Here is an 18,700-nt window from a genome sequence, read left to right on the forward strand (position 1 = left end):
GCGAATCAGGCGGCCGTCAGCCGGCGGCCCTGGATTGCGGTCTCGCTGCGCAGGCCTGCGCCAATTTCATCGACGTCACGCAGACGCTTGATTCTCTCAAACAGCAGGGCCGCCTGGGGGTAGTAGCAGCGCAGGTACACCAGCCACTGCTTGATGGGGTTGCCCACGTGGCCGGGATCGTAGTGCTGGCGGGCAAGCCCGTAGAATTCCAGCAACAGCGCATGCACCTCGTGCCATTGCAGGGGTTCCAGCGTGTCATCGCTGGCCGCGGCGCGGACCAGTCGCGGCAGGTCAGGGCGGCACAGGGCTCCGCGCCCCAGCATCAGGTCGTCACAGCCGCTGAGCGAGCGGCAGCGCAGGGCATCTCCCGGATTCCAGACTTCGCCGTTGGCGATCACCGGTATGTTGGTGACGGCCCTGGCCCGGTCGATCTCTTCCCAGTAGGCGGGCGGGCGATAGCCGTGGCGTTTGGTCCGGGCATGAATGGTCAGCTCCGTGGCGCCCGCCTCGTTGATGCCGCGCACGATATCGAGAAACTGCTCCTGGTCCTCGTAACCCAGCCGTATTTTGACGGTAAGCGGTACATCCTTTGGCACGGCTTTTCTTGCCGCGGCGGTAATTGCCGCGACCCGTTCCGGCTCACGTAGCAGTATGGACCCGCCGTCGGATTTGTTGACGGTCTTTGCCGGGCAGCCGAAATTGAGATCCACGCCAGGGGCCCCCAGTTCGGCCGCGCGGGCCGCGTTCTCGGCCACCACGACGGGATTCCCGCCCAGCAATTGCAGGTAAACCGGCACCCCGGAGGCGGTTCTGCCCCCGGTTTTCAGCTCCGGGCACAGGCGGTGAAATACCCGCGCCGGCAGCAGTCGTTCACTGACCCTGACAAACTCGGTGACGCAGCGATCCACGCCCCCCAGGCCGGTGAGCAATTCGCGCATGGTGTGATCTATCACCCCCTCCATGGGGGCCAGCAGGAGTCTCATGGCATTTCTGTCTGCTTGGGTGGCGGCGGATTATACGCCAGCGCGGCAGCGGCCACCATTGTTCCCCGCGCGGGTGATGGCAACCGGCCCGCGCCTGTTTTATAGTTGCCCAATTGTGGCCCTGCAGGTGCTCGGGGCTGATCCAGCGATGACGGACAGGGCAGATGCAGCAGGATATTGTGGCGCAGGGTGTGGAACTGATGCTGTTCGGCATGGGCACTGTGGTGGTGTTCCTGGCGCTGCTGGTAGTGGCGACCAGCGTCATGTCTGCGGTGGTCGGTCGTTTCTTCCCCGAAGCCCCGCCAGCGCCAGCCGCTGAGGGCAAGGCTGCGCCCGGTGCCGTGTCCCCGGATGCGGAAATCGTCGCCGCCATCACCGCGGCGGTTCATCGCCACCGTAATCGCCACAGGCCCTGATTGGCAATTTGACAATAAGAGGTTCCTCCATGGAAGAGAGCAAGCGCCCCCTGGGCATTACCGATGTGGTTCTCAGGGACGCGTCGCAATCCCTGCTGGCCACCCGGGTCCGTATCGAAGACATGCTGCCAATCGCGGCCAGGCTGGACGAGGTTGGCTTCTGGTCGCTGGAATCCTGGGGCGGGGCTACCTTCGATGCCTGCATTCGTTACCTGGGGGAAGATCCGTGGGAGCGGATTCGCGAGCTGAAAAAGGCCATGCCCAATACGCCGCAGCAGATGCTGTTCCGGGGGCAGAACATACTCGGTTACCGCCACTACGCCGACGACGTGGTAGAAAAATTTGTCGAGCGGGCGGCCGTTAACGGGGTTGACGTGTTCCGGGTGTTCGATGCCATGAACGACATTCGCAACATCGAGGTCGCCTTGCACGCGGTCAAGCAGGTGGGCAAGCACGCCCAGGGCACTATTTCCTACACCATCAGCCCGGTGCACGATATCGAGACCTGGGTCGACCAGGGCAAGCGTATCGAGGATATGGGCGCGGATTCCATCGCCATCAAGGACATGGCCGGCCTGCTGCACCCCTACGACGGCTACGAACTGGTCAGGCGCCTGAAAGCCGCCTGTGACATTCCCGTTCACATGCAGTGTCACGCCACCACGGGCCTTTCCACCGCGACCATATTGAAGTGCGTGGAGGCGGGCATCGATAACGTCGATACCTCCATATCCTCCATGTCCATGACCTATGGCCATTCGCCCACCGAGTCAGTGGTTGCCATGCTCAGGGGCACCGACCGCGATACCGGGCTGGATATGCAGAAGCTGGAAGAGATCGCCTCCTACTTCCGTGCCGTGCGCAAGAAATACGCGAAGTTCGAGGGCGCCCTGCGCGGCGTGGACTCACGCATTCTGGTGGCCCAGGTGCCGGGCGGCATGCTGACCAACATGGAAAACCAGCTCAAGGAACAGGGCGCGGCGGACAAGCTGGACGAGGTGCTGGAGGAAATTCCCCGGGTGCGTGAGGACCTGGGCTTTATTCCCCTGGTTACACCCACCTCGCAGATTGTAGGTACCCAGTCGGTGATCAACGTGTTGACCGGCGAGCGTTACAAGTCCATCTCCCGGGAGACGGCTGGCGTGCTCAAGGGCGAGTACGGCGCCTCGCCGGCGCCGGTCAACAGGGAACTGCAGGCGCGGGTGCTGGAGGGCGCCGAGCCCATCACCTGCCGGCCGGCCGACCTGCTGGAGCCGGAACTGGAGACCCTGACGACGGAGCTGCGGCAACTGGCTGGCGAGAAGAATATTGCCCTGAGCCGGGGCGAGGGTGAAATCGACGACGTGTTGACCTACGCGCTATTCCCCCAGATTGGCCTCAAGTTCCTCGAGAACCGCGGTAATCCGGACGCCTTTGAGCCCGCCCCGGGCAACGAGCCGGCGCCCGCGCCGGCGGCGCCCGCCGCGACTGCCCCCGGCGCCGCCGAGGTTTACACGGTGTCGGTCAATGGCAGCAGTTATGTGGTTGAAGTTGCCGAGGGCGGCGACGTGTCCGCCGTCAGTCCCGCGGCGACCAGCGCCCCGGCAGCAGCGCCAGCCCCAGCCGGGGCGGCCGAGCCTTTGCCGGCACCGCTGGCGGGCAATATTTTCAGGGTGACTGTGAGCGCCGGTGACGCGGTGAGCGCCGGCGACGTGGTCATCATCCTCGAGGCGATGAAAATGGAGACCGAGGTACGCGCCAGCCGTGACGGCACCGTGGCCTCGGTGGATGTCAAGGTCGGCGACACGGTCGCGGTCGGCGACACCCTGATCAGCATAAGCTGACGCCATGGATAAGCTGCTCCAGCTTTGGATTTCATCAGGGCTTGCCCAGATCGGCCCGGGCCAGTTCTTTATGATGGTGATTGGCCTGCTGCTGCTGTTCCTGGCCATTCGCAAGCAATTCGAACCGCTGTTACTGGTGCCCATCGGTTTTGGCGGTATTCTCGCCAATATCCCGGGGGCCGGGCTGGCCTACTCGGCGGTGGAAAACGCCCTGCACGGCGCGGAGCCGGACCTGTTGCTGGAGTTCGCCCGCGTGCTTGGCGTCAGTGCCAGCGACAACGTCAAGGAGCTGCTCGCCGCTTATGACGCCAGCAGCGGGGCCGCTCATATCGCTGTCCAGCAGCTGGCCCTGGACGCGGGCTACGCCAACGGCATGCTGTACAACTTCTACTCGGTGGCGATTGCCAGCGGGGTGGCACCGCTGGTGATTTTCATGGGGGTCGGCGCGATGACCGACTTCGGGCCCCTGCTTGCCAACCCCAGAACCCTGTTCCTGGGGGCCGCTGCCCAGTTCGGTATTTTCGCCACGGTCATCGGTGCCGTCTTCCTGAGCTCCATCGGCTGGATGGATTTCAGCATTGCCGACGCCGCGGCAATCGGTATTATCGGCGGCGCCGACGGCCCTACCGCTATCTATGTCTCCAGCGTGCTGGCCCCGGACCTGCTGGGGGCAATCGCGGTCGCCGCCTATTCCTACATGGCGCTGGTGCCGATGATCCAGCCGCCCATCATGCGTCTACTGACCACCGAGAGCGAGCGCAGGATCGAGATGACCCAGCTGCGCCCGGTATCCCGGCGGGAAAAAATCGTGTTTCCGCTGGTGCTGCTGATCCTGGTGGCGCTGTTGCTGCCCGATGCGGCACCGCTGCTCGGTATGTTCTGTTTCGGCAACCTGATGAAAGAGTGTGGCGTGGTGGAGCGCCTGTCATCAACGGCCCAGAACGCGCTGATCAATATCACCACCATCTTCCTCGGTTTGTCCGTGGGTTCCAAACTGGTGGCCGACAAGTTCCTGGATATCAATACGCTCGGCATCCTCGGTCTCGGCATCGTCGCCTTCGGCATCGGCACCGCATCCGGGGTACTGATCGCCAAATTGATGAACCGCTTTGGCAGCACGCCGATCAACCCCCTGATTGGTTCGGCGGGGGTGTCGGCGGTGCCAATGGCGGCGCGGGTCAGTAACAGGGTCGGCCTGGAAGCCAACCCGCATAACTTCCTGCTCATGCACGCCATGGGACCGAATGTCGCCGGGGTGATTGGCTCGGCGGTGGCCGCGGGGGTGATGATCACCCTGGTGGGACGCTGAGGGCTTAGCGCTGGCCCCACGTGAACAATCGGAAGAAATCGTAGGACGGGTCTTCGGGCCCGGGTCTGCCGATGCGTGAGCCTTTTACCAGCGGGTGGTCCAGCTGCACGGTGGAAGGGGCGTTGACCGTGGCCCAGTCGGCAACCACCGCCTTGTGGCTGAATTTCCAGATGCCGTCCCGCTTTTCATAGCGGTCGAAGTAGCGGCCACCGATCAGCAGGTCCATGGGCTGGGCGTCGGTCCGAATCCGGTGAAATGCCAGCACGTAGATTTCTCCCTCGGCATAATCACCGTCCAGGGCGATATTCACATTGGTAATGTTGTGGTGCAGGATTTCCATCGGCGCCTGGATGTCCGGCAGGCTGTCGATGAACTCGCTGGCCAGGCCCTGGAAAAAACCGCCGTGGTCGTCAGTTGCATCGGGGTGGTAGAGCGTGCGCAGTCGCTCGTGGTCGTGCCGGTCGGAAGCGCTGCAATAGGCGTAGACCAGTTCGGTGATTTCCTGCTTGTCCAGCAGCGCTGTTAATCGCGCGTCCATATTATTTCCCCAGGGCCTGTTGGTATGCCGCCACCGCATTGGCCAGTCCCATGCGAATGGCGTCCACGGTCAGGGCGTGGCCGATGGAAACCTCGAGCAGGCCGGGTACCGTGGCAAAGAGCGGTAGATTGTCCAGGTCCAGGTCGTGACCGGCGTTGAGCCCCAGCCCCTCGGTTGCGGCTACCTCGGCGGCAGTGACGAAGCGGGCGAACACCTCGTCCACATCCCGGCCCGATTTGCAGGCCTCGGCGTAGCTTTCGGTATAGAGTTCGATGCGATCGGTGCCGGTTTGCGCCGCCAGCCGGATCTGTTCCGGGTCCGGGTCCATGAACAGGCTGGTGCGTATGCCCAGGGATTTCAGCTCCGCCACCAGCGGCGCCACCCGGTCGCCGTCGCGGGTCAGGTCGAAACCGTGGTCCGAGGTCAGCTGGCCGTCAGCATCCGGAACCAGGGTGCACTGGGCGGGGCGTATCTCCCGCACCAGTGCCATAAAGCCGGGGTAGTCGCTGACCCCCTTGCGCTCACTCTTGCGCGGGCCGGTAAAGGGATTGCCCTCGATGTTGAATTCCACTGACAGCATCTGCGCCAGCTCGAAGCAATCCTGGGCGCGAATGTGGCGCTGGTCCGGTCGCGGGTGCACGGTGATGCCGTCGGCACCGGCATCGATACACAGTTGCGCATGATCGGGGACACTGGGATTAGTGGTGTCCCTGGAATTACGGATCAGGGCGATCTTGTTGAGGTTGACCGAGAGCGCGATCACAGGACGGATTTACGGCTGATCCCGATAATGGTGATCGGCTCTACCGGCACGTTCTGGTGCCCCCCCACCGAGGTGGTGGGGGCAGTGACGATATAGTCCACCACGCTCATTCCGCCGATAACCTCACCAAATACGGTGTAACCCGGGTTGCCGGGTGTCCAGTCAAGACGCATGTTGTTGCGCACGTTGATGAAAAACTGGGCGGTGGCGGAATCCGGGTCGTTGGTGCGTGCCATGGCGATGGTGCCGCGCATGTTGTGTAGCCGGTTCTGGGACTCGTTGACAATAGGGTCGCCGGCCTGTTTTTCGCTCATGTCGGGACCAAAGCCGCCACCCTGGATCATAAAGTCGGGGATGACCCGGTGGAAAATGGTGCCGTCGTAGAAGCCGGCGTCAACATAGGCCATGAAATTCTCGACAGTAACCGGAGCCTTGTCGCGGAACAGTCGCAGGGTGAAGGTGCCCTCAGAGGTCTCGACATCGACCACCGGGTTGGGCAGGTGGGTGTCCTCGGCACTGGCGAGCGGCGCCAGTGCCAGGAAAAAGCAGGTAATGAGTGTGCGTAGCATGGTGTTCTCCTGGGGGGTTGACCGGGCTCAGGCCCAGCTTGAGCTCTTGCGCCGCTTGGGCCAGAGACGGGGTACAATCAGGGTAATGAACACCCCGAGGGCCACGGCCAGCGCGCCGTTGATGAAGTCCTCGCTGTTGAGCTTGTCCTGCAGCCGCATGTTTTCGGCTTTCAGCATTTCGAGTTCCGAGCGCAGGTTTTCCGACTCTTCCACCAGCCGGCGGTTGTCGGTGTCCAGTTGCACGGCATTGCCCGAGATCTGTTTCAGCTTGGCAAGTTCCTGGGACACACTACCGAGGTCCGAGTCAATGCTGTTGGCCCGGTTCAGCAATTCGAGCTTTTCCGCCTGCAGGGTTTTGACCTGATCACCGAGTTCCGCGTTCTTTGCCGCCAGCTGCTCGGCCCTGGCTTCCGCCGCCGGCAGTTTCACCTGGGCTGGCGCCTCGCCGGTCAGGAACTCGGTGCTCACCCAGCCGCTGGTGCCGCGGGAAGTCGTGACCTGGGCCCAGTTGCCGTCGTCCGAGAGGCTGGCGACTTCCATGCGGGTGCCGGGGGTGAGCTTGGCGGCCCAGCGGTATTCCTTGCCGGGGCCGGTGTGCAGGACCACGAAGACCTCGTCGCTCACGTAGCGGATGTCCTGGGCAGTGGCCGGCAGCGCGAACGCCAGCAGCAGGGTGAAAGCAGAAAGGTAACGCAACAAAACAGACTTCCTCGACAGCGTGGTGAAAGGCGGCGCTAGTGTAACGCCGAAACCGGGTTTTTTGTAGAAGCCGGGCCGTGATGTAGTGCCCGGTGCTCTGGCTCAGGAGGTTTCTTCCTTGAGGTGCGGGCTGATCAGGATGGCGGTAAGCACCGTCAGCAGCAGGGTGAAGCCGATAGCCGAGTAGAGTTTGTAGCTGACCCAGGTCGCTTCGGAGAAGCCGTAGGCGACCACCAGGTTCAGCGCGCCGACGATGGCGAAGTTACTCACCCAGAGCAGGTTGAGGCGGGTCCACACCGGTTTCGGCAGGCGTATCTGGCTGCCCAGGGTGCGCTCCATCAGATTCTTGTCGCCGATGAACTGGGAGGCGCCAAAGGCCAGGGCCAGCGCCCAGTTGAAGATGGTCGGCTTCCACTGGATGAACATCTGGTTGCGCAGCAGCAGGGTGGCGCCGCCGAAAACCAGCACCGCCAGCAGCATCCACAGGGCCCGCTTCTCCAGTTCGCGGCTCAGGGCGTAGCCGATGATGACCTGCACCAGGGTGGCCAGCATCAGCACCGCAGTGGCGGTGAATATGCCGTCGACGGTGTAGCTCCACTCGCCGAGGGTCAGGGTTTCACCGTTCAACTGGTAGACGATGAAAAACAGGGCGATAGGGACAAATTCCAGTAATTGCTTCATGGTGTGCCGGGTACCTGGGCTGTTACCATAGGGGACGTTCCCCTGTTTATTGTGTCGCGCGTTGGCCGGTGTCGGCGCCGCAAGCTACAAGTGTAAAGATTGTGCTGATTGACTTCCACACCCATACCTCCGCTTCTGACGGTGCCCTGACGCCCGGCGAAATGCTGGCGCGGGCCGAGGCGGCCGGTATCGGGCTGCTGGCAATCACCGACCACGACACTGTCGCCGGCTATCAGGAGGCACAGGCTCTCAGGTCTGACTACCCCGGGGTGCATCTGGTTCCCGGCGTCGAGTACTCCTGCCGCTGGTCCGGTACCACAGTGCATATCGTCGGCCTGGGCATGGACTGCGAACACCCGTCCATGCAGCAGGGGCTGGCGGTGCTGGATGCAGCCCGCACCGACCGCGGGGCCAAAATTGCCCAGCGGCTGGAAAAGCGCGGCTTCCACGGCGCCCTGGATGGCGCCCTCGCCGAGGCCGGGGACAGCCAGCTGGGCCGGCCGCATTTTGCCGCCTGGATGGTGGCCCAGGGCCACGTCAGGGATCACAGCGAGGCCTTCGACAAGTACCTCGGCCAGGGCAAGCCGGGAGACGTCAAGGCCTTCTGGCCGGAGCTCGCCGAGGTGGTGGGATGGATCACCGGCGCCGGCGGCGTGGCGGTCATCGCCCACCCGCTCAAGTACCGGTTCACGCGCATGAAAATGCGCCGCCTGGTCAAGGATTTTGCCGCCGCCGGTGGCCGCGCGGTGGAGGTGTTGAGCGGCCGCCAGAGCCCGGACCAGGTCGCTCGCCTGCAGCAGCTGGCGCAGGAATTCGGCCTGCAAGTCTCCGCGGGCAGCGATTTCCACCGCGATGGCCCCTACAGCCCCGAACTGGGTGTAGAATTGGACCGCCTGAAGGCAGGCAACGGCGTGTGGCAGCGCTGGCTGGACAACAAGCACGAGAGTAAACAGTGAGCCAGTTTTTTCAGATACATCCCGACAATCCCCAGCTCCGGCTGATACGCCAGGCGGCGGACATCATTCGTAGCGGCGGCGTGGTGGTCTACCCCACCGACTCGGCCTATGCGATCGGCTGCCACATCGGCGACAAGAACGCGCTGGATCGCATCCGCCGCATTCGCAAACTGGACGCCCGCCACAATTTCACCCTGGTGTGCCGGGACCTGTCCGAGATCGCCACCTACGCGCGGGTCAACAACACCGTGTACCGGCTGCTCAAGCACTGTACCCCCGGACCCTATACCTTCATCCTGCAGGCGACCTCGGAAGTGCCCCGGCGCCTGCTGCACAGCAAGCGCAAGACTGTGGGGCTGCGGGTGCCGGAGAACAATATCGCCCAGGCCCTGCTCACCGACCTCGATGAGCCGATGATGAGCGTTACCCTGATCATGCCCGGCGACGAGTACCCACTGATCGACCCCTACGATATCCGCGAAACCCTGCAACACGATGTCGACCTGGTGATCGATGGCGGGTACTGCGGTATGGAACCCACCACCGTGATCGACCTCGTCGATGAAACGCCGCTGGTGATACGCGCCGGCAAGGGAGATATTGCCCCATTTGAGGATTGATCAGGTATACTGGCCACGAATTGATCACAGGTAGGCCCGTGTCAGCAAACGAACCCAATTCTGAAGCGCAGGTCGGGGCTGGGGAAGCCCATTCCGACGCCGCCTCGCAGGCTCAAAGCCCTCAATCGGACGCGGTCGCCCAGGCCTCACAGAACCAGTCCCGCGCCCATCCCCAGCAGGGGGAGATGCCCTTTGCAGTGGTGATGGGCCAGGCCATGACCGAGCTGCCCAAGGACCTGTACATCCCGCCCCAGGCCCTGGAAGTGTTCCTCGAGGCCTTCGAGGGGCCGCTGGACCTGCTGCTGTACCTGATCAAGCGCCAGAACCTGGACATCCTGGAAATCGACGTGTCCCGGATTACCGAGCAGTACATGCACTATGTCGAGCTGATGGATGCCATGCAGTTCGAGCTGGCGGCGGAGTACCTGCTGATGGCGGCCATGCTGGCGGAGATCAAGTCGCGGATGCTGCTGCCCCGGTCCACCGAGATCGAAGAAGACGAGGAGGATCCCAGGGCGCAGCTGATCCGCCGGCTGCAGGAGTACGAGCGTTTCAAGAAGGCCGCCGAGGACATCGAGGACATGCCGCGCATGGAGCGCGACACCTGGATGGGCAGCGCCAAGCCGCCGGATATCAACCGCAGCCGGCCAGATCCGGATGTGGACATGCGCGAGTTGCTGGTGGCCCTGGCGGAAGTGCTGCGTCGCGCCGACATGTACGAGAGCCACCACGTGCAGCGCGAGGCCCTGTCGACCCGGGAGCGCATGTCCGATGTGCTGGAGGCCCTGGCGGGGCAGCAGTTTGTGCCCTTTGTGTCCCTGTTCCGGGCGGAGGAGGGGCGCCTGGGGGTGGTGGTCACCTTCCTGGCGGTAATGGAATTGATCAAGGAATCACTGGTGGAAATCGTCCAGACCGAGTCGTTCGGTCCCATCCACATCAAGGCAAGGTCGGAATAACATGGCGGAAACGGGTCTGGTACAAATCCTCGAGGGCGCACTGCTGGCCGCCGGCAAGCCGCTGACCGTGGCCCAGCTGGCCGAACTGTTCGAGGAGCCGGAGCGTCCGGAGAACGCCGCCATACGCGAAGCCATGCAAGAAATTGCAGAGCGGTGTGAAGACCGGGGTTTCGAACTGGTGGAAGTCGCCAGCGGGTTTCGTTTCCAGGTGCGCCAGGCACTGAGCCCCTGGGTGGCGCGGCTCTGGCACGAACGCCCGGCGAAGTACTCCCGGGCCCTGCTGGAGACCCTGGCCCTGATCGCTTACCGGCAGCCTATCACCCGCGGCGAGATCGAGGAAATTCGCGGCGTGGCGGTGAGCTCCAATATCATCAAGACACTGCACGAGCGCGAGTGGATCAGGGTGGTGGGGCACCGCGATGTGCCGGGCCGCCCGGCCATGTACGCCACGACCCGCCAGTTCCTTGACTACTTCAACCTGAAAAACCTGGATCAGCTGCCGGCGCTGGCGGAGATCCGCGATCTCGATACCCTGAATGCCGAACTGGGCTTCAGCGAACCGCTGCCGGAGGGCGAGGCAAAGTCCGCCGAGGGCGAGAACCCGGGGCTGACCGTGGTCGGGGGCACCGATCACGTGCCGCCAGCGCAAGCGGGTGAAGCCGATCAGGCGGCGGCCGACGAGCCCGCCGCGGAGCAGGGCGACACCCTGGAGGTCGAGCCGCGGGACGCCGAGGCACTGGCCGAGGCCGCGGGCGAGATGGGCCTGCAGGATAATGGCGAGGATGGCGCCACCGGGCCGGCGGCCGCGGCAAGCGACAGCGACGATATCGAGGCTGCCAAGCCCGAGAACCAGGCCTGAGTATCTGTCACCATGGTAAATAAAACCAGCACGGGGTCGGCGCCAGACACCCGGGAAAAATCAGTACCGGGCGAAAAACTGCAAAAGGTCCTGGCGCGGACCGGTCTCGGTTCACGTCGGGAGATGGAGCGCTGGATAGAGCAGGGCCGGGTGAGCGTCGACGGCAAACCGGCCCGGCTGGGCGACCGGGTCACCCCGCGGGCCCGCATCCAGGTGGATGGGCGGCCCTTAAATACCGCCCCCGCCCAGGAAACCCGCTGTATTCTCTATCACAAGCCCACGGGCGAGGTCTGCTCGCGCAAGGACCCCCAGGGCCGGCGCACCGTATTCGAGCGGCTGCCGAAACTGAAGTCTGGCCGCTGGATATCCATTGGCCGGCTGGACTACAACACTTCGGGCCTGCTGCTGTTCACCACCGACGGGGAGCTGGCCAACAAGCTGATGCACCCCGCGAGCAATATTGAACGCGAGTACATGGTGCGGGTCATGGGCGAATGGGACGAGTCCATGCTCCAGCGCCTGCAGGAGGGGGTGATGCTGGAGGATGGGGTGGCCCGTTTCACCGATATCCAGGACGGCGGCGGCGACGGCATCAACCACTGGTTTTACGTAGTGATCATGGAAGGTCGTAACCGCGAGGTGCGCCGGCTGTGGGAATCCCAGGGCCTCACCGTGTCCCGGCTCAAGCGGGTACGCTATGGCGAGGTGTTCATTCCTTCCCGGGTCAAGCAGGGCCAGTGGGTTGAGCTCGATCCCAAGGAAGTGAAGAGCCTGTACCGGATGGCCGAGCTGCCGCTTAAGGACCAGAAACGCGGTACGCTGAAAGAGCGCGAGAAAATGGAACGCCAGTTCCGCAAGCGCGGTGACAGACGCAGCAAGCGTTAACGCGGCAGGTATAAGGGGCGGAACCTTTCACACTGCCGGGCGCCCGCCTACTGGGCGTCGAAGGAAACCCCGGTGGTGCCCTCGCTGTCGGCGCCCATCAGGTACAGGTAAATACCCATAATGGCTTCCGGTGACGGGTTATCAGTCGGTTTTTCAGCCGGGAAGGCGGCGCGCCGCATGGCGGTGTTGGTGCCACCGGGGTTGATGCAATTGACCCGGATCGCACTGGTGTTCTCCAGTTCGGCGGCGAGCACCTGCATAAAGCCCTCGGTGGCGAACTTGGATACCGCATAGGCGCCCCAGTAGGCCCGGCCCACGCGGCCGACGCCGGAAGAGGTGAATACGATCGACGCGCTGGGGGCCGCCTGCAGCAGCGGCAGCAGGTGGCGGGTGAGGGCAAACTGGGCGTTGACGTTGACCTGCATCACGTCCTGCCAGCCCTGGTAGGAGGCGCTTTCGATGGGGCGCCGCTCGCCCAGTACGCTGGCGTTGTGCAGCAGCCCGTCCAGGTGGCCGAATTCCTCCGCCAGGCCCTGGGCCAGGTGCAGGCACTGCTCATCGCTGACCGTGGCCAGGTCCATTGTCACCAGGGCCGGTTTGGGGTGCCCGGCCGCTTCGATTTCATCGTATACCGATTCCAGCTTGCTTTCCGTGCGGCCCAGCAGGATGACCGTGGCGCCGTGGGCGGCGTAGCTCAGGGCGGCCACCCGGCCGATGCCGTCACCGGCCCCGGTCACCAGGATGGTCTTGCCCCTGAGCAGGTCGGGAGCGGGGCGGTAATCGGCGGGGGCGGGCTGGATGTTCATGCTGGGATTCCGTGTTCAGTGAGAAAAGATAAGCGCGGCCAGGCTGGCGCTGTCGTCGGTCAACAGGTCGGCGCCCCAGTCCCGGGGGTTGTCGTCGGCCTCGATGTAGCCGTAAGCGGCGGCGATGGTGAGCATCCCGGCGCGTTTGCCGGCCTCGATGTCGCGCCGGTGGTCGCCGATATAAATCGCCTGGTGGGGCGCGCAGTCCAGGTCGCGGCAATTGCGATACAGGGACTCGGGGTGTGGCTTGCGGTCCTTGACATCGTCCGGGCAGACCAGGCTGGGGCAGGGGGGAAGATCGATTCGCGCCAGCAGCGGTTCGGCGTAGGCCCGGGGCTTGTTGGTGGCGACCCCCCAGGCGATGCCGCGGCGGTCCAGCTCGGCCAGCAGCGCGTTGATGCCGGGATAGGGCCGCGCCGAACTGCCCAGCACGTCGCTGTAAAGTTCGAGCAGCCGCAGGCGCTTGCTCTCAAACTGCCGGTGCGCCGGGTCCATGTCCAGGCCCAGGGCGACCAGTGCCCGGGCGCCGTTGGACACCGAGCGCCGGATACGCGCCGGTTCCAGCGGTGGCAGGTCGTGCTCCGCCCGTAACTGTTGCACCACCACCACAAATTCGTCGGCGGTGTCGACCAGGGTGCCGTCGAGGTCGAACAGCACCGCCTTCAGCGTGCCGCCAGTCATGCCGGTTTTACCGCGTGAACCAGGTAGTTGACGCTGACATCGCGGGGATTGAGCCGGTAGCTGCGGGTGATGGGGTTGTAGATCAGCCCGGTCATGTCCTCCAGCACCAGGCCGGCATCCCGCAGCCAGCCTGCGAGTTCGGAGGGCTTGATGAATTTTTCATACTCGTGGGTACCTGCCGGTAACAGCTGGAGAATGTGCTCCGCGCCGACGATGGCAAACAGGAAGGCCTTGGGGTTGCGGTTGATGGTGGAAAAATACAGCGCCGCGCCGGGCCGGGCCATGTCGGCGCAGGCCTTGATCACCGCTCCCGGGTCGGGCACATGCTCCAGCATCTCCAGGCAGCAGACGATATCGAAACTCCCGGCCTGCTCGGCGGCAAGGTCCTCGGCGGTGCCCTGCCGGTAATCCACCTCCACGCCGGATTCCAGCTGGTGCAGTTTTGCCACTGCCAGCGGGGCCTCGCCCATATCGATGCCGGTCACCCGGGCGCCGCGCTGGGCCATGGCTTCGGCCAGGATGCCGCCGCCACAGCCGACGTCGACCAGGCGCTGGCCGGCCACCGGGGAATGGCGGTCGATATAGTTTGCCCGCAGCGGATTGATGTCATGCAGTGGCTTGAACTCGCTGTTGCGGTCCCACCAGCGGGAGGCAAGGGCTTCGAACTTGGCGATTTCCGCCGGATCGACGTTGGCTTCAGAGGTCATGGTTCAGATCTGTTCGCTGTTGATGGTCTGCTGCCATTGCGAGCAGCGCGATAGCAGGTCAGTGATATTGATACGGGTCAGGTTGCCGTCACGGACCAGTATGTGGCCCGCCACCCAGCTGTGGCTCACCTGGCTGCCATTGCCGGCGTATACCAGCTGCGACAGCGGCTTGTACAGCGGCTGGCACTCGGGGCCGGACAGGTCGACGGCGATCAGGTCGGCCTGCTTGCCGACCTCCAGGCTGCCGATGTCGTCCGCCAGCCCCATGGCCCTGGCGCCACCCATGGTGGCCATGTACAGACTGTCCTCGGCGGGGAGGGCGGCGGCGTCGGCGGCGGTCACCTTGCCGAGCAGGGCGGCCGCGCGCATTTCCATGAACATATTGAGGCTGTTGTTGCTGGCGGCACCGTCGGTGCCCAGGGCGACGTTGACACCCCGGGCCAGCAGTTTCGCGGTGGGGCAGGCGCCCGAGGCGAGCTTCATGTTCGACTGCGGGCAATGCACCACGTGGGCGCCGGTGGCCGCCAGCAGGGCCATGTCCTGCTCGCCCAGGTCGGTCATGTGCACACACTGGGTGCGCGGCCCCAGCAGGCCAATGGCGTTGAGGGTGTCGAGCGGGCGTTCGCCGTTCTCCTCCACCGCGGCCAGTACCTCGCCGCGGGTCTCGTGCAGGTGAATCTGTACCGGCACGTCCAGCTCCGCCGCCAGGGTGGCGACTTTCTGCAGGTTGGGCCGGGACACGGTGTAGGGTGCATGGGGGCCGAAGCCGATCGTCACCAGCTGCTGGTGTTTGACATCGTCCCGCAGGCGCAGGCCCTTGCTGATATAGTCGTCGGCGTCCCGGGCCCAGGCCGTGGGAAAGTCCAGTACCGGGAACACCAGCTGGCAGCGAATGCCGCTGTCGATGGCGACTGCCGCGGCGGCATCGGGGAAAAAGTACATGTCGCTGAAGGTGGTGGTCCCACTGCGGAGCATCTCGGCAATGGCCAGTTCGGTGCCGTCGCGGACAAATTCGGCGCTGACGTGCTGTCCCTCGGCGGGCCAGATATGCTGTTCCAGCCAGGGCATCAACGGCAGGTCGTCGGCATAGCCGCGCAGCAGGCTCATGGCGGCATGGCCATGGAGATTGACCAGTCCCGGCATCAGCGCCCGGCCGGGCAGCGCCAGCTCCTCCTTCGCCTGCAGGCCGGCGGCCAAGTTGCGGGGCAGAATGTGGCTGATGCGCCCGCCGGTAATCGCCAGGCTGTGCCCGTCCAGGACCACGCCCCGGGGTACGACCGGCACCAGCCAGTCCGGGTGGAGGAGGGTGTCGACGGTGTTATCTGGCGCGCTCATAGGCTTCCGCTTACAGGTTCAGGTCGCTGGTAATTGCACAAATTTTCGCCACTGGCGAGGGTGTTGGCGGTAAACCCTCGAGGCGGGGCAGAGTATAACCCCTGGTGCCGGCGATTGTCGGCGAAATTCTTGAAAAACATGGTAGTTAAGAGGCGAATTCCGTATAATTGGCGGTTTGTGTTTCGGGGCGTGCAAGGTTGTTTCTGGCGCTTACCCAGGGTGTCCGAGGACGCTTTCTGCCGGGGGTGCGGCAACCACACTAACACGATAACAAGGCCTTTAAGCTGGACCTGAAGGAAACAGTGCTACATGGGTGATTTAGCCAAAGAAATTCTTCCCGTCAACATCGAAGACGAGATGAAGCAGTCGTATCTCGATTACGCCATGAGCGTGATCGTAGGCCGGGCTCTCCCGGATGTCAGGGACGGCCTCAAGCCAGTGCATCGGCGGGTGCTGTTCGCCATGAACGAGCTCAATAACGACTGGAACAAGGCCTACAAGAAGTCGGCCCGTGTTGTCGGTGACGTGATTGGTAAGTACCACCCGCACGGCGACTCGGCGGTTTACGACACCATTGTGCGGATGGCGCAACCCTTCTCCATGCGCTACATGATGGTGGACGGCCAGGGGAATTTCGGTTCCATCGACGGCGATAATGCCGCCGCCATGCGTTACACCGAAATCCGCATGCAGAAGATCTCTCACCAGATGCTGGCGGACCTCGACAAGGAAACTGTCGATTTTGTCGACAACTACGACGGCACCGAGAAGATCCCCGCGGTTTTACCCACCCGGGTGCCCAACCTGCTGGTCAACGGCTCCTCCGGCATCGCGGTGGGTATGGCGACCAATATTCCGCCTCACAACCTGACCGAGGTCATAAGTGGCTGCCTGGCCCTGCTGGCCGATCCCGCGTTGACCGTGGATGAATTGATGGAGCACATCCCGGGACCGGATTTTCCTACCGGCGCCATAATTAACGGCCGCGCCGGCATTATCCAGGCCTACCGCACCGGCCGGGGCCGGATCTACGTCCGTGCCCGGGCCGAGGTGGTCAGTGACGAAAAGCGCGGCAAAGACACCATTATTATTCACGAGATTCCCTACCAGCTGAACAAGGCGCGGCTGATCGAGCGCATCGCCGAGCTGGTCAAGGAGAAAAAGATCGAGGGGATTACCGAGCTGCGCGACGAGTCCGACAAGGACGGCCTGCGGGTGGTGATCGAGCTGCGGCGTGGCGAAGTCGGCGATGTGGTGCTCAACAACCTCTACGCCCAGACCCAGCTGCAGGCCGTGTTCGGTATCAACATGGTCGCCCTGGTGGATGGCCAGCCAAAAATCCTCAACCTCAAGGAAATCCTGGAAGCCTTTATCCGCCACCGCCGGGAAGTGGTCACCCGGCGCACGGTTTACCTGCTGCGCAAGGCGCGCGAACGCGGGCATATCCTCGAGGGGCTGGCCATCGCGCTGGCCAATATCGACCCGGTGATCGAGCTGATCAAGGCCTCACCGAGCTCGGCAGAGGCGAAAGAGAAGCTGATTGCCCGGGCCTGGGAGCCGGGTGATGTGACCGGCATGCTGGAACGCGCCGGTGAAGACGCCTGCCGGCCGGACCATCTGGAACCCCAGTACGGTCTGCGCGAGGGTGTCTATCACCTGTCTCCGGCCCAGGCCCAGGCAATTCTTGAGCTGCGCCTGCACCGCCTCACCGGTCTGGAGCACGAGAAGCTGATTAACGAATACGAGGAGAAACTGCGTGAAATCAGCGAGTTCCTGGAAATCCTGTCTGATCCGGAACGCCTCAAGGCGGTTATCCGCGAGGAACTGGAAGAGATCGTCAGCGAGTACGGTGACGAACGCCTGACCGAAATCACCGCCTCCCAGCACGACCTCACCGTGGAGGACCTGATTACCGAGGAAGACCGGGTGGTCACTATCTCCCACGGCGGTTATGCCAAGACCCAGCCGCTGTCCGACTACCAGGCCCAGCGCCGTGGCGGCACCGGCAAGTCGGCCACGGCGGTGAAGGACGAGGATTTCGTCGAGCACCTGTTGATTGCCAGCACCCACGCCACCATCCTGTGTTTTTCCAACATGGGCAAGGTGTACTGGTTGAAGGTCTACCAGATTCCACTGGCCGGGCGCAATTCCCGGGGCCGGCCCATGGTCAACCTGCTGCCGCTGGAAGAGGGGGAACGCGTGACCTCGATCCTGCCGGTGGAGGACTATACCGAGGGCTACTTTATTTTCATGGCGACCGCCAATGGCACCGTTAAAAAGACCGCGCTCACCGACTTCTCTCGCCAGCGCAGCGTGGGCCTGCGCGCCCTGGAACTGGAAGAGGGGGACGTGCTGGTGGGCACCGCGATCACCAGCGGCGACTGCGACGTGATGCTGTTGTCCAGCGAGGGCAAGGCGGTTCGCTTCCGGGAAGGCGATGTGCGCGCCATGGGCCGCACCGCCAGGGGCGTGCGCGGCATCCGCCTGGGCGACGGCCACGAGATGATTTCGCTGATCATCCCGCGCGAGGGTGGCCGCGTGCTTACCGTGTCGGAAAACGGTTACGGCAAGCGCACCGAGATTAGCGAGTTCCCCACCAAGGGGCGCGGCACCAAGGGGGTTATCGCCATGCAGACCTCCGAGCGTAACGGTAAGCTGGTGGGCGCGGTACAGGTATTCGACGGTGACCAGCTGATGCTGATCTCCAATCTGGGCACCCTGGTGCGCACCCGCGCCGACGAGGTTTCCGTGCTGGGACGTAATACCCAGGGCGTGCGGGTGATCCGCACCAGGAGCGATGAGTTCCTGGTAAGCGTGGAACGGATTGATGAGCCGGAAGATAAACCCGAACTGGACGTGGATGCAGCTGCCGAGTCGCCTGCAGCCAGTGACGGCGCAGGCCCAGCCGATCCCGGCGAAGGAGAAAACGCGGCCGCTGATGACGCCGCCGAAGGTACCGATGACGAAGCCTGAAGCCGTTGAATTACCAGGGAGCGCTGAAACCTCGTCCCGGCGAAAGTCGCGGTCCGACGCATCGGGATCCCGTGAAAAACCAGGGAGCACTGAAACGTCATCCCGGCGCAAGCCGGGATCCAGTGACTACCTACCGATTAT

Annotated in this window: 19 protein-coding genes; 9 read left to right on the forward strand and 10 right to left on the reverse strand. The window is 63.8% G+C overall.

The features are described 5' to 3' along the window. Nucleotides 1-5: 5 nt before the first annotated feature. The gene (locus DWB85_RS06735) at nt 6-983 is read right to left on the reverse strand and encodes a tRNA dihydrouridine synthase (RefSeq protein WP_117953444.1); all 978 of its coding nucleotides are present in this window, start codon (nt 981-983) and stop codon (nt 6-8) included. Between the two features lie 164 nt (nt 984-1,147). On the opposite strand from DWB85_RS06735, the gene DWB85_RS06740 reads away from it, so the two are divergent. From DWB85_RS06740 to DWB85_RS06750, 3 genes are read left to right on the forward strand one after another with little or no spacing between them, the layout of a single operon-like run. Beyond that, on the forward strand, nt 1,148-1,399 hold the full coding sequence (locus DWB85_RS06740) for an OadG family protein (protein WP_117953445.1): 252 nt from the start codon (nt 1,148-1,150) through the stop codon (nt 1,397-1,399). 29 nt (nt 1,400-1,428) lie between these two features. Next, nucleotides 1,429-3,222, forward strand: a complete 1,794-nt coding sequence (gene oadA / locus DWB85_RS06745; protein WP_117953446.1) for a sodium-extruding oxaloacetate decarboxylase subunit alpha — start codon at nt 1,429-1,431, stop codon at nt 3,220-3,222. A gap of 4 nt (nt 3,223-3,226) precedes the next feature. After that, nucleotides 3,227-4,531: a sodium ion-translocating decarboxylase subunit beta gene (locus DWB85_RS06750; RefSeq protein WP_117953447.1), complete on the forward strand. Its 1,305-nt coding sequence runs from the start codon at nt 3,227-3,229 to the stop codon at nt 4,529-4,531. A gap of 4 nt (nt 4,532-4,535) precedes the next feature. Here the strand turns inward: DWB85_RS06750 and DWB85_RS06755 are convergent, their stop codons facing one another. From DWB85_RS06755 to DWB85_RS06775, 5 genes are all read right to left on the reverse strand, one after another. After that, nucleotides 4,536-5,069, reverse strand: a complete 534-nt coding sequence (locus DWB85_RS06755; RefSeq protein ID WP_117953448.1) for a nuclear transport factor 2 family protein — start codon at nt 5,067-5,069, stop codon at nt 4,536-4,538. 1 nt (nt 5,070) lies between these two features. Further along, complete coding sequence (locus tag DWB85_RS06760) at nt 5,071-5,832, reverse strand: pyridoxine 5'-phosphate synthase (protein WP_117953449.1); 762 nt, start codon at nt 5,830-5,832, stop codon at nt 5,071-5,073. Continuing rightward, on the reverse strand, nt 5,829-6,401 hold the full coding sequence (locus tag DWB85_RS06765; RefSeq protein ID WP_117953450.1) for a peptidylprolyl isomerase: 573 nt from the start codon (nt 6,399-6,401) through the stop codon (nt 5,829-5,831). Before DWB85_RS06765 ends, DWB85_RS06760 begins: the two co-directional genes overlap by 4 nt. Before the next feature lie 27 nt (nt 6,402-6,428). After that, the gene (locus DWB85_RS06770) at nt 6,429-7,100 is read right to left on the reverse strand and encodes a TIGR04211 family SH3 domain-containing protein (RefSeq protein ID WP_117953451.1); all 672 of its coding nucleotides are present in this window, start codon (nt 7,098-7,100) and stop codon (nt 6,429-6,431) included. A gap of 102 nt (nt 7,101-7,202) precedes the next feature. Continuing rightward, nucleotides 7,203-7,781 (reverse strand): inner membrane-spanning protein YciB, encoded by a 579-nt coding sequence (locus DWB85_RS06775; RefSeq protein WP_117953452.1) that lies wholly within the window; start codon nt 7,779-7,781, stop codon nt 7,203-7,205. 101 nt (nt 7,782-7,882) lie between these two features. Here DWB85_RS06775 and DWB85_RS06780 point away from each other — a divergent pair, with 101 nt between their 5' ends. From DWB85_RS06780 to rluB, 5 genes are read left to right on the forward strand one after another with little or no spacing between them, the layout of a single operon-like run. Continuing rightward, nucleotides 7,883-8,737, forward strand: a complete 855-nt coding sequence (locus tag DWB85_RS06780) for a PHP domain-containing protein (RefSeq protein WP_117953453.1) — start codon at nt 7,883-7,885, stop codon at nt 8,735-8,737. Then, entirely contained in the window at nt 8,734-9,357 is a 624-nt protein-coding gene (locus DWB85_RS06785) for an L-threonylcarbamoyladenylate synthase (RefSeq protein WP_117953454.1), read from the forward strand. The genes DWB85_RS06780 and DWB85_RS06785 overlap by 4 nt, the downstream gene beginning before the upstream one ends. Nucleotides 9,358-9,395: 38 nt before the next feature. Continuing rightward, on the forward strand, nt 9,396-10,313 hold the full coding sequence (locus DWB85_RS06790) for a segregation and condensation protein A (protein ID WP_239017241.1): 918 nt from the start codon (nt 9,396-9,398) through the stop codon (nt 10,311-10,313). 1 nt (nt 10,314) lies between these two features. After that, nucleotides 10,315-11,172, forward strand: a complete 858-nt coding sequence (scpB, locus tag DWB85_RS06795; RefSeq protein ID WP_117953456.1) for an SMC-Scp complex subunit ScpB — start codon at nt 10,315-10,317, stop codon at nt 11,170-11,172. 12 nt (nt 11,173-11,184) lie between these two features. Further along, nucleotides 11,185-12,057, forward strand: coding sequence for a 23S rRNA pseudouridine(2605) synthase RluB (rluB, locus tag DWB85_RS06800; protein WP_117953457.1), 873 nt, complete (start codon nt 11,185-11,187; stop codon nt 12,055-12,057). Nucleotides 12,058-12,104: 47 nt separating this feature from the next. Here rluB and DWB85_RS06805 read toward each other — a convergent pair whose 3' ends face one another. Genes DWB85_RS06805 through DWB85_RS06820 form a run of 4 tightly spaced genes read right to left on the reverse strand, consistent with a single transcriptional unit; the run spans nt 12,105 to nt 15,586 of the window. Further along, nucleotides 12,105-12,863: a YciK family oxidoreductase gene (locus DWB85_RS06805; RefSeq protein WP_117953458.1), complete on the reverse strand. Its 759-nt coding sequence runs from the start codon at nt 12,861-12,863 to the stop codon at nt 12,105-12,107. Nucleotides 12,864-12,878: 15 nt separating this feature from the next. Continuing rightward, the gene (locus DWB85_RS06810; protein WP_162846039.1) at nt 12,879-13,544 is read right to left on the reverse strand and encodes an HAD family hydrolase; all 666 of its coding nucleotides are present in this window, start codon (nt 13,542-13,544) and stop codon (nt 12,879-12,881) included. After that, nucleotides 13,541-14,251, reverse strand: coding sequence for a bifunctional 2-polyprenyl-6-hydroxyphenol methylase/3-demethylubiquinol 3-O-methyltransferase UbiG (gene ubiG / locus DWB85_RS06815; protein ID WP_117953459.1), 711 nt, complete (start codon nt 14,249-14,251; stop codon nt 13,541-13,543). Before ubiG ends, DWB85_RS06810 begins: the two co-directional genes overlap by 4 nt. A gap of 3 nt (nt 14,252-14,254) precedes the next feature. Continuing rightward, nucleotides 14,255-15,586: a TRZ/ATZ family hydrolase gene (locus DWB85_RS06820; RefSeq protein ID WP_117953460.1), complete on the reverse strand. Its 1,332-nt coding sequence runs from the start codon at nt 15,584-15,586 to the stop codon at nt 14,255-14,257. A 309-nt stretch (nt 15,587-15,895) separates the two neighbouring features. On the opposite strand from DWB85_RS06820, the gene gyrA reads away from it, so the two are divergent. After that, the gene (gene gyrA / locus DWB85_RS06825; protein ID WP_117953461.1) at nt 15,896-18,559 is read left to right on the forward strand and encodes a DNA gyrase subunit A; all 2,664 of its coding nucleotides are present in this window, start codon (nt 15,896-15,898) and stop codon (nt 18,557-18,559) included. Nucleotides 18,560-18,700: the final 141 nt, after the last annotated feature.

Source organism: Seongchinamella sediminis, from assembly GCF_003457605.1.
Classification (GTDB): Bacteria; Pseudomonadota; Gammaproteobacteria; order Pseudomonadales; family Halieaceae; genus Halioglobus; species Halioglobus sediminis.